Raw genomic sequence first — 14,380 nt, forward strand, 5'->3', positions numbered from 1 at the left:
CCGTGCGGATGGAACAATCATCGGCATGGCTGTCATTCATCAGACCTATGTCAAGCCGACCAAGCTGGAACTCCTCACCTCCTGGCTCCCCTCCCGGCCGTGGTACCGCGGCGGGGCGGGCGAGCCGGAACTGACCAAGGCCGGCGGTTTCCGGCTGGACGACCCGGAGGGCGAGGTCGGCATCGAGTTCATGATCGTCACCGATGCCTCCGACGCCACCTACTTCGTGCCGCTGACCTACCGGGGGGCCCCGCTCGACGGCGCGGACCACGCGCTGATCGGCACGACGGAACACGGCGTACTGGGGCAGCGCTGGGTCTACGACGGCTGCCACGACCCGGTCCTGGTCGCCCAGTTGCTCGCCCTGGTCGAGGGCCGCGCCGAGCCGCAGGCCCAGAGCATCACCGACACCCCCGACCGCGAGGTCACCCGCGCCCACCCGGGCACCGGCCCCCTCACCCCCACGTCCGCCGCCCCCGCCGACACCGAGGACACCACCGACCTCCCCCTGACGGACGCGACCCTGCGCATCCACCGGGTCCTGCGCCCCGGCTCCGCACAGGGCCCGACCGGCCACGTCTCCGGCGCCTGGGACGCCCCCGACGGCACCCGCGCCAAGGGCGTCTTCGTCAGCCACACACCCGCGTGAGGAAGTCGACCCAGGCACCGGGGGAGACGGTGAGCCGGGCGCCGTTCCTGTCCTTGGAGTCACGGACGTGGACGGCGTCAGGGCGGGTGGCTATCTCGACACAGTCCCCGTCACTGCTGCTGCTGTAGCTGGACTTGAGCCAGGTCAGTCGGTCGGTACTCATAGTTGTCCTCGCATCCGCCGCAACAGGCTCATGGAGTCCGGCACGGTAAGAGCCTGGGAACGCATACTGGCATATCGCTTCTGCAGTACGCTGACCACTTTTCGGTCCGCGATCAACTGGCCGCTCTTTTGTCCCTCGTTGTAGGCGTACCAGTGACTTTCAGGTGACTCCAGCAAGTGGATGGGCCCCTGTAACCCGGCATGCGTCCCCTGCATCAGGGGCATCACCTGGATCTCGATGTTGCGAAGTTCGGCGACCTCCAGGACGTGATTGATGAGTCCTTGTGTCACCTCGACCCCGCCCGTGCGCCGCAGGAACACGTGCTCTTCCAGGATGAAACTGAACGCTGTGTTCGGACGCTCCCGCAGTAGTTTCTGCCTCTCGGCCCGCGCGGTCCACCGTTCCTTGATCTGGGCGTCACTCAGCGGCGGAATCGCGGCCGCAGACAGAGCGTGTACGTACGCCTCAGTCTGCAAGAGTCCCGGAACCATCCGGCAGTCGTACGTGCACAGGGTGATGGCCGCCCCCTCCAACTGCGCCCACCGCCGGAACCAGGACGCCAGCCCCGGCTGCCGTACCAGGTGAGCCGCCGCCCGGCGTAACGCGCCCGTGTTGCCGAAGACCTCCTCCGCGCGGTCCACGAAGGCCGCGTCCGGCATCCGGCGGCCCAGTTCCACGGACGCCACCGTGTGCTTGGAGAAGTGGACCAGTTCCGCGAACTCCTCCCGGCTCAGCCCCGCGTGCTCCCGCAACCCCTGGACCATCGCACCGAACGTGCGCAGACTGTCCGACGACTCGTGGTTCACGTTCCGTCACCTCCCCCCGCCATGGTCACGGCTGGTGACGGGTACTGTCCAGCCCGTGACCGCGTACTCCCGCGCGGAGTACACGCCTCCCACCTGGTGAAGCCGCTCGTGACTCGGCCACATTGGGCGCATGACCGCACCACCCGCCCGGCAAGGGGCCGTCACCGTACGTGTGTTCACTCAGCGACTCAGCGCCACGCCGCGCGGCGCTCGGCTCGCCCGGCGTCTCGTGGGGAGCCGGCTCCAAGCCTGGGGAATCCCGTACGGCTCGGACGTCTCCGATCGGGCCGCCGTGATCGTCGGGGAGCTGGCCGCCAATGCCGTGACCCATGGGCGCGTCCCCGGCCGGGATTTCGAGCTGCGGCTCACCCTGGGGCCGGCGGGGCTCGGGATCGAGGTGACGGACACGCACAGCGGGCCGCCCCGCCCCGCCGTACGCGCCACGGGCCCCCTCGACGAGCACGGCCGAGGGCTGGCCCTCGTCGCCGCGCTGGCGGACCGCTGGGAGGTGGTGGACGGCAAACCACCCCGCAAGACCGTCCGCGCCGAGATCGCGCTGCCCGCGGAGTCCTGCGCGAACCATTGACGCGCAAGGGGTTCGATTCTACGTTCCCGTCCGAAGTAGCGATCGTTGTTCGAAGTGTCGAACAGAACAGGGTCGCCGTACGCCCTTCCCCCTCGCACGCGGAACAGGAGCGTCCCCCATGAGCCGCAAGAGAACCGCTCTCCTCGCCGTCCCCGCCGCCGCCGTGCTCGCCCTGCTGCCGAGCACGGCGAACGCCTACCCGAACCCCGGCCGGGTCACCGGGTCCGTCGTCACGCACGACCCGACGATGATCCGTACCTCGTCGGGGCAGTACCTGCTGTACGCCACCGGTGGCGGCATCGCCAGCAAGACCTCCTCCGACCGCATCGCGTTCGGCGCGGGCGCCGACGCGTTCTCCGCCCGGCCGGGCTGGTGGTCGGGTTACTCCTCCGTCCCGGAGGCGTGGGCGCCGGACATCTCGTACCAGGGCGGGAAGTACCTGATGTACTACTCCGTCTCGAAGTTCGGGTCGAACACGTCCGCCATCGGGCTCGCGGGCTCCACGACCGGGCAGCCGGGCACCTGGGCCGACTACGGGATCGTCTACACCTCCAACAGCGCCAGCGACTACAACGCCATCGACCCCAACCTCTTCGTCGACAGCGACGGCAAGTGGTGGCTGTCGTTCGGGAGCTGGTGGACGGGGATCAAGATGATCCAGATCAACCCGTCGACCGGGAAGCAGCTCTCCGGCAACACGACGCGGTACTCGCTCGCCTCCCGCCCGACCGGGACGAAAGCCGTCGAGGCCCCTTACGTCGTCAAGCGCAACGGCTACTACTACCTCTTCGCCTCGTACGACACCTGCTGCGCCGGCACCAGCTCCACGTACAAGGTCAAGGTCGGCCGCGCCACCAGCGTCACCGGGCCGTACTACGACAGGAACGGCGTCGCGATGACCAGCAACGGGGGCACGCCCGTGCTGGAGTCGCACGGCAACGTCATCGGCCCCGGAGGGCAGTCGATCATGAAGGACACCGACGGGGACCTGATCGTCTACCACTACTACGACGGCGCCGACAACGGCACGCCCAAGCTCGGCGTCAACCTCCTGAACTGGAGCAGCGGATGGCCCGTCGCCTACTGACCCTGCTGGCCGCGCTGCTGCTGGCCCTGTCGCTGGGGCAGTCCTCCGCGAGCGCCGCCTCGTTCGCCAACCCCGTCAAGTCCGTCAAGGGCGCCGACCCCTGGATCACCTACCACGACGGCAACTACTACCTGGTGACGACGAGCTGGACCGACGCCGTCACCATCCGCAAGTCGCCCACCCTGGGCGGCCTCGCCACCGCGCCCGGCGTGCAGGTGTGGCAGGGCGACGCCGCCTCCCGGTGCTGCAACATCTGGGCGCCCGAACTGCACTACCTCCAGGGCCGCTGGTACCTGTACTACGTCGCCGGGCAGAACGTCTCCGACTACAACCCCACCCAGCGCAGCCACGTCCTCCAGAGCGCCGGCTCGGACCCCATGGGGCCGTACACCTACCGGGGGCAGCTCAACTCCAACTGGATGCTGGACCCGACGGTCGCCGCCATCGGCGGGCAGCTCTACCTCTTCGGCAGCGCGAGCGGGGGCGGCACGCAGAACCTCGTCGCCGCGCGCATGTCCAACCCGTACACGGTCAGCTCGTCCTTCTCGACCGTCTCCACGCCGACGTACGCCTGGGAGCGGGTGGGCGGCACGGTGAACGAGGGGCCGGAGGTACTCCAGCGGGGCGGGCGGACGTTCCTGGTCTACTCGGCCAGCGGCTGCTGGACCCCCGACTACAAGCTGGGGCAACTGGAACTGACCGGGAGCGACCCGGCGTCCGCGTCCTCCTGGACGAAGAAGTCCACGCCGGTCTTCCAGCGCAGCGACGGCAACGGGGTGTACGGGCCGGGGCACAACGGGTTCTTCACCTCGCCGGACGGCACCGAGAGCTGGATCGTCTACCACGCCAACGACTCGGCCTCGGAGGGCTGCGACAACGGGCGTACGACCCGGGCGCAGAAGTTCACCTGGAACGCCGACGGCACGCCGAACCTCGGCACGCCGGTCCGGCTCGGGGCGAGTGCGGCGGGGCCGTCGGGCGAGCCGTCCGCCGCCTTGACGACGTACACCGTCAGCAATCGCAACAGCGGCAAGTGCCTCGACGTCGTTGGGGGTTCGGCGGCGGACGGGGCGAACGTGGCGCAGTACACCTGCAACGGGGGCGCCAACCAGCGGTGGCGACTGGAGGACCTCGGGGACGACACCCACCGGCTGGTGAACGTGGCCACCGGCAAGGTGCTCGACACCGCCGACTGCTCCGCCGCCGACGGCGCCGACCTGCGCCAGTGGTCGTGGCTGGACAACACCTGCCAGCGGTTCCGGTTCCTGGCCACCGACGGCGGTCACGTCCGGATCGTCAACCAGGCCACGGGCAAGGTCGCCGACGTCGCGAACTGCTCCACCGCCGACTCGGCCGACGTACGGCAGTGGTCGTGGCTGAACAACGCCTGCCAGCAGTGGCGGCTGACCCCCGGCTGACCCCGGCTGACCCCGGGTGACCCACCCGAGGGCACCGGCACACGCTCGGGTGGCCCGCGCGACGAGCGCGGGCCACCCAGGAGTACGGACGCTCAGGCGCCGGTGGTCAGGAGTCGAACGAGTGGATCGTCGTCGTCCGGTAGACCTCGCCGGGGCGCAGCACCGTCGACGGGAACGACGGCTGGTTCGGCGAGTCCGGGAAGTGCTGGGTCTCCAGGCAGAGCGCGTCGCCCTGCCGGTAGAGCCGGCCGCCGGTGCCGGTGAGGGTGCCGTCGAGGAAGTTGCCCGAGTAGAACTGCAGGCCGGGCTGGTCGGTGGCGATGGTCAGGCGCCGCCCGGAGGACGGGTCGCGCAGGGTGGCGATCTGCTCGGGGCGGGCGGTGATGCCCTTGTCCAGCACCCAGTTGTGGTCGAAGCCCTTGGCGGTGACGAGCTGCGGGTGGGCGGCCCGGATGTCCCGGCCGATCGGCTTGGCCCGGCGGAAGTCGAACGGGGTGCCGCCGACCCTCGCCAGCTCGCCGGTGGGTATCAGGCCCGCGTCGGTGGGCGTGAACCGGGAGGCGGCGATCGACAGCTCGTGGTCCTCGATGGTGCCGCTGCCCTCGCCGGCCAGGTTCCAGTAGACGTGGCTGGTGAGGTTGACGACGGTGGCCTTGTCGGTGGTCGCCTCGTAGTCGATCCGCCAGTCGCCGGAGCGGGTCAGGGTGTACGTCACCTTCGACTTCAGGGTGCCGGGGTAGCCCATCTCGCCGTCGACGCTGGTGTAGTGCAGCACCAGGCCGACGTCGGAGCCCTTGGTGAACGGCTCCACGTCCCACACCCGGTAGTCGAAGCCCAGGGCGCCGCCGTGCAGCGAGTTCTCGCCGTCGTTGACGGAGAGCTGGTACGTCGTGCCGTCCAGGGTGAAGCGGCCCTTGGCGATGCGGTTGCCGTACCGGCCGATCAGCGCGCCGAAGTGCGGGCTGCGGGCCACGTAGTCGTCGAGGTTGTCGAAGCCCAGGGAGACGTTCGCGTACCGGCCGCGCCGGTCGGGGATCTCCAGGGACTGCACGACACCGCCGTACGACAGCACGCTCATCCGCGTGCCGCCGTTCTCCAGCGACCAGCGGTGGACCTTCGTACCGTCGGCGAGCCTGCCGAAGAGTTCCTTCACCGGCTTCCTGCCTCCCGTGGCGTGCGCCGTGCCACCGGCCGTGGTGGCGGCGACCCCCGCCGCCGCGGCGGAGGCGATGACCGTGCGTCTGCTCAGTTCCATGTGCGGCTCTCCTGAAAGGAATCGGGCCCCCGTCTCGGGGAGACGGGGGCCCGGGACGACCTACGAACCGACCTTGCGCTTGTTCCACACGTCGAAGCCGACCGCCGCCAGCAGGACCAGGCCCTTGATGACCTGCTGCCAGTCGGTGCCGATGCCGACGAGGTTCATACCGTTGTTCAGCACGCCCAGGACCAGGCCGCCGATGATGGCGCCGAGGACCGTGCCGACGCCGCCGCTCATCGACGCGCCGCCGATGAACGAGGCGGCGATGGCCTCCAGCTCGAAGTTGAGGCCCGCCTTGGGCGAGGCCGCGTTGAAGCGGGCGGCGAAGACCAGACCCGCCAGGGCCGCGAGCATGCCCATGTTCACGAAGACCAGGAAGGTGACCTTCTTGTCCTTCACACCCGACAGCTTGGCCGCCGGAAGGTTGCCGCCGATGGCGTAGATGTGACGGCCGATGATCGCGTTGCGCATGACATAGCCGAAGCCGACCAGCAGCACGCCCAGGACCAGCAGGACGATCGGGGCGCCCTTGTAGGAGGCGAGCAGCAGCGTGACCACGAGCACCGCGGCGATCAGCGCGACCAGCTTCAGCGCGAACAGCTTGGCCGGCAGGACGTCGAGGGCGAACTCCTGCTGCCGCTTGCGGTCCCGCAGCTCCTGGAAGACGACGAACGCGATCAGCGCGAGGCCCAGCAGCAGGGTGAGGTTGTGGTAGTTGGTGTTCGGGCCGACCTCCGGGAGGAAGCCGTTGGCGACCTTCTGCAGGCCCTCCGGGAACGGGCCGAGGGTCTGGCCCTCCAGGAAGATCTCCGTCAGACCGCGGAAGATCAGCATGCCCGCGAGGGTCACGATGAACGACGGTATGCCGCCGTACGCGATGAAGAAGCCCTGGACCGCGCCGGCCACCGCGCCCATCACCAGGCAGAGGATCAGCGCGACGGGCCAGGGAAGATCGTGTTTGACCATGAACACGGCGGCCATCGACCCGATGAACGCGGTCAGCGAGCCCACCGACAGGTCGATATGGCCCGCGATGATCACCAGCATCATGCCGATCGCGAGGATCAGGATGTAGCTGTTCTGCAGCACCAGGTTGGAGACGTTGCGCGGCAGCAGCAGGTCGCCGCCGGTCCACACGGCGAACAGCACCACGATCAGGCCGAGTGCGAACAGCATGCCGTACTGCCGCATGTTGCGGCGCATGCCGTCGATCATCAACTGGAGCAGGCCGTCGCCGCCGGCCGGCCCGCCCTTCCCGGCCGGCGCGGGGGCCGGCGTCTTGGCGGTCACATCCGTGCTCATCGGGTTACCTCTTTGTCCTTCGTCATCTGACGCATCAGCGCTTCCTGCGAGGCCTCGGCCCGCGAGAACTCACCGGTCAGCCGCCCCGCGGCCATGGTGTAGATGCGGTCGCACATGCCGAGCAGCTCCGGCAGCTCGGAGGAGATGAAGACGACCGCCTTGCCCTGGGCGGCCAGTTGGTCGATGACCGTGTAGATCTCGTACTTCGCGCCGACGTCGATGCCGCGCGTCGGCTCGTCCAGGATCAGCACGTCCGGACCCGCGAAGATCCACTTGCTGAGGACGACCTTCTGCTGGTTGCCGCCGGACAGCTTGCCCACCGGCTCGAAGACGGTCGGCGCCTTGATGTTCATGGACTTGCGGAAGCCCTCGGCGACCTGCCGTTCCCCGTGCTCGTCCACCACCCCGCGCTTGGCGACCTTGCCCAGGGCGCTGAGCGAGATGTTGCGGTTGATGGTGTCGATCAGGTTCAGCCCGTAGTGCTTGCGGTCCTCGGTGACATAGGCGATGCCCTGCCGGACCGCCTCGGGCACGGACTTGGTACGGATCTCCCGGCCGTCCTTGAGGACCGTGCCGGCCGCGTACCGGCCGTAGCTGCGGCCGAAGACGCTCATCGCCAGTTCCGTGCGCCCGGCGCCCATCAGGCCCGCGATGCCGACGATCTCCCCGCGGCGCACGCTCAGCGACACGTCGTCGACGACCTTGCGCTGCTGGTCGATCGGGTGGTGCACGGTCCAGTTGCGGATCTCCAGGGCGGGCGCCTGGCCGGCCTCCGGCCGGTGCGGGCTGCGCTCGGGGAAGCGGTGCTCCAGGTCGCGGCCGACCATGCCGCTGATGATCCGGTCCTCGGTGGTCTCCGGGGCCTTCACGTCCAGCGTCTCGATGGTCCGCCCGTCCCGCAGGATGGTCACCGAGTCGGCGACCCGGCGGATCTCGTTCAGCTTGTGCGAGATGATGATCGAGGTGATGCCCTGTTCCTTCAACTGGAGGATCAGGTCGAGGAGTTTGCCGCTGTCCTCGTCGTTCAGCGCCGCCGTCGGCTCGTCCAGGATGAGCAGCTTCACCTTCTTCGACAGCGCCTTGGCGATCTCGACGAGCTGCTGCTTGCCGACGCCGATGTCCGCCACCCGGGTCTCGGGGTGGTCTTCCAGACCGACCCGGCGCAGCAGCTCGGTGGCGTGCCTGAGGGTGTCGTTCCAGTCGATGAAGCCCCGGGTGGCGTGCTCGTTGCCGAGGAAGATGTTCTCCGCCAGCGACAGGTACGGCACCAGCGCCAGCTCCTGGTGGATGATCACGATGCCGAGCTGCTCGCTGGCCCGGATGTCCTTGAAGGCGCAGGGGCGGCCCTCGAAGAGGATCTCGCCCTCGTAGGTGCCGTGCGGATGGACGCCGGAGAGGACCTTCATCAGCGTCGACTTGCCGGCGCCGTTCTCCCCGCAGATGGCGTGGACCTCGCCCTGGCGGACGGTCAGCGTGACGTCCGACAGTGCCTTGACACCGGGAAAGGTCTTGACGATCGAGCGCATTTCCAGGACGGGTCCCGCCATGGTCGTGCCTTCCAATCTCTGGGTGCCGGCGGTTACTTGAGGTCGCTCGCCTTGATGTAGCCGGAGTCGACCAGGACCTTCTGGTAGTTGTCCTTGTCGACGGCGACCGGCTCAAGCAGGTACGCCGGGACGACCTTGGCGCCGTTGTCGTACGTCTTGGTGTCGTTGACCTCGGGCTTCTTGTCGTTGAGGAGCCCGTCGACCATGTCCGCGGACACCTTCGCCAGCTTGCGCAGGTCCTTGAAGACGGTCATCGACTGCTCCTCGGCGATGATCGACTTCACCGAGGCCAGTTCGGCGTCCTGGCCGGTGACGACCGGCAGCGGCTTGCTCTTGGAGCCGTAGTCGTCCGACTTCAGGGCGGAGAGGATGCCGATGGAGATGCCGTCGTACGGGGAGAGGACCGCGTCGACCCGCTCGCTCTTGTACGCCGAGGTCAGGATGTCGTCCATGCGCTTCTGCGCGGTGCCGCCGTCCCAGCGCAGGGTGGTGACCTGGTTGAGGGCGGTCTGCCCGGAGCGGACGACGAGCTGCTTCTTGTCGATGTAGGGCTTGAGGACCTTCATCGCGCCGTTGAAGAAGTAGCGGGTGTTGTTGTCGTCGTTGGAGCCGGCGAACAGCTCGATGTTGAACGGGCCCTTCTCGCTGCCGTCCTTCAGGCCCAGCTTCTCCAGGATGTAGGTGCCCTGGAGCTCGCCGACCTTCTCGTTGTCGAAGGAGGCGTAGTAGTCGACGTTCGGGGTGCCGAGGATCAGGCGGTCGTAGGAGATCACCGGGATGTCGGCGTCCTTGGCCTGCTGCACCACGTTGTTCATCGACTTGTTGTCGATGGCCGCGATGATCAGGGCCTTGACGCCCTGGGTGATCAGGTTCTCGATCTGGGAGACCTGCTGGTCGGGGTCGTCCTCCCCGTAGACCAGCGTGGTCTTGTAGCCCTTGGACTCCAGCTCCCGCTTGACGTTGTTGCCGTCGGCGATCCAGCGCTCGGAGGACTTGGTCGGCATCGCGATGCCGATGGTGGCCCCCTTGCTGTCCCCCTTGCCCTCCTCGCTGCCGCCCTCGCTGTTCTGGCCGCAGGCGGTCAGGGTCAGGGCGAGGGAGGCGGCCGAGGCGATGGCGGCGAGTGCGGCTCTGCGGTTGCGCATGATCATCATCCTTGATGTGTGCGAGGAGATACCGAGACGAGGTGTGTGGGATTGTGCGCGGTCGTGTCGTGTTTTGAGAAGAGAGTTTCCGGAACGTTATGACGAAATCTCGAACCGGTTGAGCGGACCCGGCAGTCGCGACCCCACCGGAGCCATCTCCCCGTCCGCCCCGTGCCGGGCCAGCAGATCGAGCGCGAGCCGCCCGCGCCGCACCCGCTCCTTGGCGGTGGCCAGCGTCAGTTCCCGCAGGTGGTGGCCGTAGGGGTAGATCCCCGGGGACTTGGACAGCCCGAACTTCAGATACAGCGGGGCGCCCCGCCGGATGAGTTCGGCCACCTCGTACATCCGCACATAGCCGCCGAGGTCGTCCGGTGCCTCGATGTACATGTCCATCGGCGCGGCCGAAACCCGGCGGATCTCGGTCAGGTGATCCAGCGTCAGATCGCTCGGCACGTTGACCGAGTCGGCGCCCAGTCGCTCGTACACCGCGAAGGAGGCCGGGTTCACCGGCCCCACGAGCGCGGAGAGCTTCAGCGTGGTGTCGGCCGGGACGATCCCGGCCGCCCGCGCCCGGTGCAGCGTCCACAGCACGCCCTCGTCGGCGACCAGCAGGCACTTCACACCCAGTTCGGTGGCGCGCACGGCGTCCTCGACGCAGCCGGCCACCGCGTCGTACCCGCGGGCCCGCAGGCCCGCGCCGCCGGAGTCGGTACGGACCGAGGCACCGATGTCCCAGGTGCCGCGCGGCCCGGTGAACAGGCACAGCTCGATGTCCCGTTCGGCGGTCGCCTCGACCATCTCGGTGATCTCGGCGTCGGTCAGCATCCACACGCCGCTGCCCTGGCTGATCCGGTGGATCGGCACATCCAGCCGCGAGGACTCCTTCAGGACCACCGCCAGCGCCTCGGGCCCCTCACAGGAAGGGATCTCGGTGCGCCAGCGGCCGCCGCCGGGGAAGGAGTGCGGCGAGGCGTCGGCGGGGTCGAGGGCGGGCGCGCCCAGGCCGAGGGCGGTGAGGGCCTGCTCACCGGGCCGGCGGGGCGCCGTGGCGGAAGCGTCGGTCACAAGCTGTCCTTCGTGTTCGAGATGCCGGTTCGAAATACCGGACACAGTTCGTGGCTGGTGGCGTACGGCGCTGGGTGTACGCCGGTACGGGGACCGTCAGGTCGCCCCCGTACCGGCGTACGGTCAGGGGCGGAGCAGCACCTTGCCGACCTTCGGATCACCGGACCCCACCAGCTCGATGGCCCGGGAGAACTCGGAGAGCGGCAGCTCGTGCGTCACCAGCGGCAGCGGGTCGAGCAGCCCGGCGGCGAACACCCGCACGGCGTGCGCCCAGGCGTCCGGCGCCGCCCCGAAGACGGTGTGCACCTCCAGTTGCCGTACCACCAGGTCGGTCGGGTCGAGTCCGTCGGCGCCCGGCGCGGGGATGCCGGTCAGCACCAGCCTCCCGCCGCGCCTGAGCAGCGCGGCGGCGGTCCGGGCGGCGTCGGCGGACCCGGCCGTCTCGACGACCACGTCGAAGCCGCCGGGCAGCGGCCGGTCCTTGGTCCGGAAGTCGGTGGCGCCGAACTGCCGCGACAGCGCCTCCCGGTCGTCCCGGGTGCCGACCACCAGCAGTTCGCCCGGCGAGGCGGCCCGCAGGAACTGCACGGCGAACATGCCGAGCGTCCCGGTGCCGACCACCGCGACCCGCTCACCGGGCCGGGCGTTCGCCTTCAGCGCGGCGGCGGCGATGCACGCGGCCGGCTCCAGCAGGGCGGCGGCGGCGAGGTCGGCGTCGTCGGGCAGGACGTGCAGCAGCCGGGCGGGCAGGGTCAGCGTCGGCGCCATCGCGCCGGGCTGGGTGAAGCCCGTCTCCTCGTACCCGGCGGAGCACAGCGTCGTCTCGCCCGCGTGGCAGCGGTCGCACACCTGGCAGTTGCGGAACCCCTCGCCGACCACCTTCCGGCCGACCAGCGACCCGGGCACCCCGGGGCCGACCACCGAGACCGTCCCGGACCACTCGTGGCCGGGCGTCAGCGGGTAACGGACGTACCCCTCGGGCCGGTTGCCCTGGTACACCTCGCGGTCGCTGCCGCAGATGCCGGCGGCGTGCACCCGCACCAGCGCCTCCCCGGGACCGGGCTCGCGCGGCTCGTGCGGGACCAGGCTGTGCGCGCCCGGCGCCTCGACGACGACCTCGGCGCTCATGCCTTCGTCGCCTTGGGCTTGCGCTGCTCCCAGCCCTCGGCCCACAGGTCGAACCGGGCCTGCTGCTGCGGGAACTCGGCCGCCGCGTCGGTGTCCAGCTCCACGCCGAGCCCCGGCGCGTCGGACAGATGGAAGCACCCGTCCTCCGGATTCACCTGCGGCGCGCCCTTGACGACCTTCTTGATCTCCGCGTCCGCGAAGTCGTTGAAGTGCTCAAGGATCTTGAAGTTCGGCGAGGTGAAGCCGACCTGGAGCGAGGCGGCGGTCAGCACCGAACCGCCCACGTTGTGCGGGGCGACCAGGGTGTAGTGGGTCTCGGCGGTCGCGGCCAGCTTCCGGGTCTCCCAGATGCCGCCGATGTGACCGACGTCCGGCTGGATGATGTCCACCGACTGGTCCTCGAACAGCTCCCGGAACTCGATCCGGTCATGGATGCGCTCACCGGTCGCCACCGGCAGGTCCACCTTCTCGGCGACCTTCTTCAGCGCCCTGAGGTTCTCCGGCGGCACCGGCTCCTCCAGCCAGGCCGGCTTGAACGGCGCCAGCTCGTTGGCCAGCCGCACGGCGGTGGCGGGGGAGAAGCGGCCGTGCATCTCCAGCATCAGCTCGGCGTCCGGCCCGATGGCGTCCCGCACCGCCTCGATCAGCGACACGGCGTACAGGGTCTGCTGGTGGTCCAGCTCGAAGTGCCCGGTGCCGAACGGGTCGATCTTCAGCGCCCGGTACCCGCGCTCCATCACCCCCCGCGCGGCCTTGTGGTACGCCTCGGGCGTCCGCTCGGTGGTGTACCACCCGTTGGCGTAAGCCTTGACCTTGTCGGTGACCTTGCCGCCGAGCAACTGCCACACCGGGACGCCCAGGGCCTTGCCCTTGATGTCCCAGCAGGCCATCTCGACCACGGCGATGCCGGACATGACGATCTCGCCCGCGCGGCCGTAGTCCCCGTACTTCATCCGCTTCACGAGGTCCTCGACAGCGAACGGGTCGGAGCCGAGAATGTGGTTGACCTCGGCCTCCTTCAAGTAGCCGAGGAGGGCGTCGGTGTGGCCCAGCATCCGGGTCTCGCCGACTCCCGTGAGCCCTTCGTCGGTGTGCACCTGGACATAGGTCAGGTTGCGCCACGGCGTTCCGACCACGTGCGTGCTGATTCCGGTGATGCGCACGGCTGTTGTCCTCCGCTGTGTTCGATATTTCGGCACTCGTTCGAAATGCTGGCGAGACAGTAAGGAGGGCGCGGCGGGGGTGTCAATGGGTCGGACGCACAAGGCTTTCGGGGCTTTCGAAAGTTCTCGCCCCGACCGGGGCCTCCGCGCAACTTCCACAGCCGGCTTTGCGGGCGCCGCCGGCGCGGCGGAAGCCTCGTCCGAGCCTCCGGAAGACGCTTCCGGTACGGAGATCGGCCACCGCGACCGCAAGGCCGCGGCCCACCGCAGACGCCGCCGCACCCTGCTGATCCGGCGGGCTTCGTCCTGGCCGCCGCCGGCCTCGGCATCGCCGAACCTTTCACCGGACCCTACGCAGCGACAGCCTCGACGATCAGAGTGCCGATGTGATCCGGCTTCGGGGCCTCAAGGACCGAGGCCACAGCCTTGTCGAAGCCCGCCGCGAGCAGGAGACCTCGCCACGTAGCGGGGGTGTGGCTGTAGCGGTAGGTGTACGTCGCTGGACCCGCGAAGCCGCCTTTGTACATGCCCTGGGGGCCGTACGCTCCGGGGATGGCCGGTGGCTGCGAGAAGACGAACCGGCCCCCGGGGTTCAGGCGTCCGCGGACCAGCGGGAAGAGCTTGCGCGGGTCGCTGAACCATGCGGCGCCGAAGACCGAGAATACGGCGTCATAGGTGCGCGTATCCCTCGCCAGGAAGCCCAGCACTTCGGCACACACGAAGTCGACGCCGAGCGGCTTCCACCGATCCGACGCGTGCGCGACCATGACCGGCGACATGTCCACCCCCCGGGCCTCGACCCCCTGCCGGGCGAGGAACGCGAGCGCGCGGCCGGTACCGCACCCGATCTCCAGGACGCTCGCCGGTTCGCCGAGGAGTTCCGGGCCCGGACCGTGTTCCTTGTACTGGGTCCACCGGAACGCCGGCTCCGCGTCGGCAACGTCCTTCCACACCGACTCAGCGTAGGCGTCCCATACAGCGCGCTCGTTGTCGAAGTCGTGCTCTGCGGCCAACGGGCCTCCTTCGGGGTGACGTTGAACGGCGGGTGCCCCGCCCCTCGGGG

At 69.3% G+C, this 14,380-nt stretch carries 14 protein-coding genes; 4 read left to right on the forward strand and 10 right to left on the reverse strand.

Annotated features, from left to right (window positions below):
- The first annotated feature begins 25 nt into the window (after window positions 1-25).
- Window positions 26-649, forward strand: a complete 624-nt coding sequence (locus ACFY32_RS01770; RefSeq protein WP_390673162.1) for a 1,4-alpha-glucan branching protein — start codon at window positions 26-28, stop codon at window positions 647-649.
- On the opposite strand, the gene ACFY32_RS01775 is transcribed toward ACFY32_RS01770, so the two are convergent.
- Both ACFY32_RS01775 and ACFY32_RS01780 read right to left on the reverse strand, forming a co-directional pair.
- Window positions 630-812, reverse strand: coding sequence for a DUF397 domain-containing protein (locus ACFY32_RS01775; protein ID WP_359191356.1), 183 nt, complete (start codon window positions 810-812; stop codon window positions 630-632). The genes ACFY32_RS01770 and ACFY32_RS01775 overlap by 20 nt on opposite strands.
- Window positions 809-1,576, reverse strand: a complete 768-nt coding sequence (locus tag ACFY32_RS01780) for a helix-turn-helix transcriptional regulator (protein ID WP_359191923.1) — start codon at window positions 1,574-1,576, stop codon at window positions 809-811. Before ACFY32_RS01780 ends, ACFY32_RS01775 begins: the two co-directional genes overlap by 4 nt.
- Before the next feature lie 172 nt (window positions 1,577-1,748).
- On the opposite strand from ACFY32_RS01780, the gene ACFY32_RS01785 reads away from it, so the two are divergent.
- From ACFY32_RS01785 to ACFY32_RS01795, 3 genes are all read left to right on the forward strand, one after another.
- A complete protein-coding gene (locus ACFY32_RS01785) occupies window positions 1,749-2,204 on the forward strand; it encodes an ATP-binding protein (protein WP_359191353.1) in 456 nt (151 codons plus the stop codon).
- A 118-nt stretch (window positions 2,205-2,322) separates the two neighbouring features.
- A complete protein-coding gene (locus ACFY32_RS01790) occupies window positions 2,323-3,291 on the forward strand; it encodes an arabinan endo-1,5-alpha-L-arabinosidase (protein WP_359191350.1) in 969 nt (322 codons plus the stop codon).
- Window positions 3,273-4,709: a family 43 glycosylhydrolase gene (locus ACFY32_RS01795; protein WP_390673163.1), complete on the forward strand. Its 1,437-nt coding sequence runs from the start codon at window positions 3,273-3,275 to the stop codon at window positions 4,707-4,709. The genes ACFY32_RS01790 and ACFY32_RS01795 overlap by 19 nt, the downstream gene beginning before the upstream one ends.
- 106 nt (window positions 4,710-4,815) lie before the next feature.
- On the opposite strand, the gene ACFY32_RS01800 is transcribed toward ACFY32_RS01795, so the two are convergent.
- The 8 genes from ACFY32_RS01800 to ACFY32_RS01835 all read right to left on the reverse strand — a co-directional run bounded on the left by ACFY32_RS01800 (window position 4,816) and on the right by ACFY32_RS01835 (window position 14,330).
- A complete protein-coding gene (locus ACFY32_RS01800; RefSeq protein WP_359191344.1) occupies window positions 4,816-5,964 on the reverse strand; it encodes an aldose epimerase family protein in 1,149 nt (382 codons plus the stop codon).
- Between the two features lie 60 nt (window positions 5,965-6,024).
- The gene (gene mmsB / locus ACFY32_RS01805) at window positions 6,025-7,269 is read right to left on the reverse strand and encodes a multiple monosaccharide ABC transporter permease (protein ID WP_359191341.1); all 1,245 of its coding nucleotides are present in this window, start codon (window positions 7,267-7,269) and stop codon (window positions 6,025-6,027) included.
- On the reverse strand, window positions 7,266-8,816 hold the full coding sequence (gene mmsA / locus ACFY32_RS01810) for a multiple monosaccharide ABC transporter ATP-binding protein (RefSeq protein ID WP_390673164.1): 1,551 nt from the start codon (window positions 8,814-8,816) through the stop codon (window positions 7,266-7,268). Before mmsA ends, mmsB begins: the two co-directional genes overlap by 4 nt.
- Before the next feature lie 32 nt (window positions 8,817-8,848).
- Window positions 8,849-9,961, reverse strand: a complete 1,113-nt coding sequence (gene chvE / locus ACFY32_RS01815; protein ID WP_359191334.1) for a multiple monosaccharide ABC transporter substrate-binding protein — start codon at window positions 9,959-9,961, stop codon at window positions 8,849-8,851.
- A 96-nt stretch (window positions 9,962-10,057) separates the two neighbouring features.
- Window positions 10,058-11,026, reverse strand: a complete 969-nt coding sequence (locus tag ACFY32_RS01820) for a hypothetical protein (RefSeq protein ID WP_359191331.1) — start codon at window positions 11,024-11,026, stop codon at window positions 10,058-10,060.
- 123 nt (window positions 11,027-11,149) lie between these two features.
- Window positions 11,150-12,154 (reverse strand): zinc-binding dehydrogenase, encoded by a 1,005-nt coding sequence (locus tag ACFY32_RS01825; protein WP_359191328.1) that lies wholly within the window; start codon window positions 12,152-12,154, stop codon window positions 11,150-11,152.
- Window positions 12,151-13,317 (reverse strand): mandelate racemase/muconate lactonizing enzyme family protein, encoded by a 1,167-nt coding sequence (locus tag ACFY32_RS01830; RefSeq protein ID WP_390673165.1) that lies wholly within the window; start codon window positions 13,315-13,317, stop codon window positions 12,151-12,153. The genes ACFY32_RS01825 and ACFY32_RS01830 overlap by 4 nt, the downstream gene beginning before the upstream one ends.
- 350 nt (window positions 13,318-13,667) lie before the next feature.
- Window positions 13,668-14,330 carry a class I SAM-dependent methyltransferase gene (locus tag ACFY32_RS01835; protein WP_390673166.1) on the reverse strand — a complete coding sequence of 221 codons (663 nt, stop codon included), beginning with the start codon at window positions 14,328-14,330 and terminating at the stop codon, window positions 13,668-13,670.
- Window positions 14,331-14,380 lie beyond the last annotated feature (50 nt).

This window comes from Streptomyces sp. NPDC000134 (assembly GCF_042899225.1).
Classification (GTDB): Bacteria; Actinomycetota; Actinomycetes; order Streptomycetales; family Streptomycetaceae; genus Streptomyces.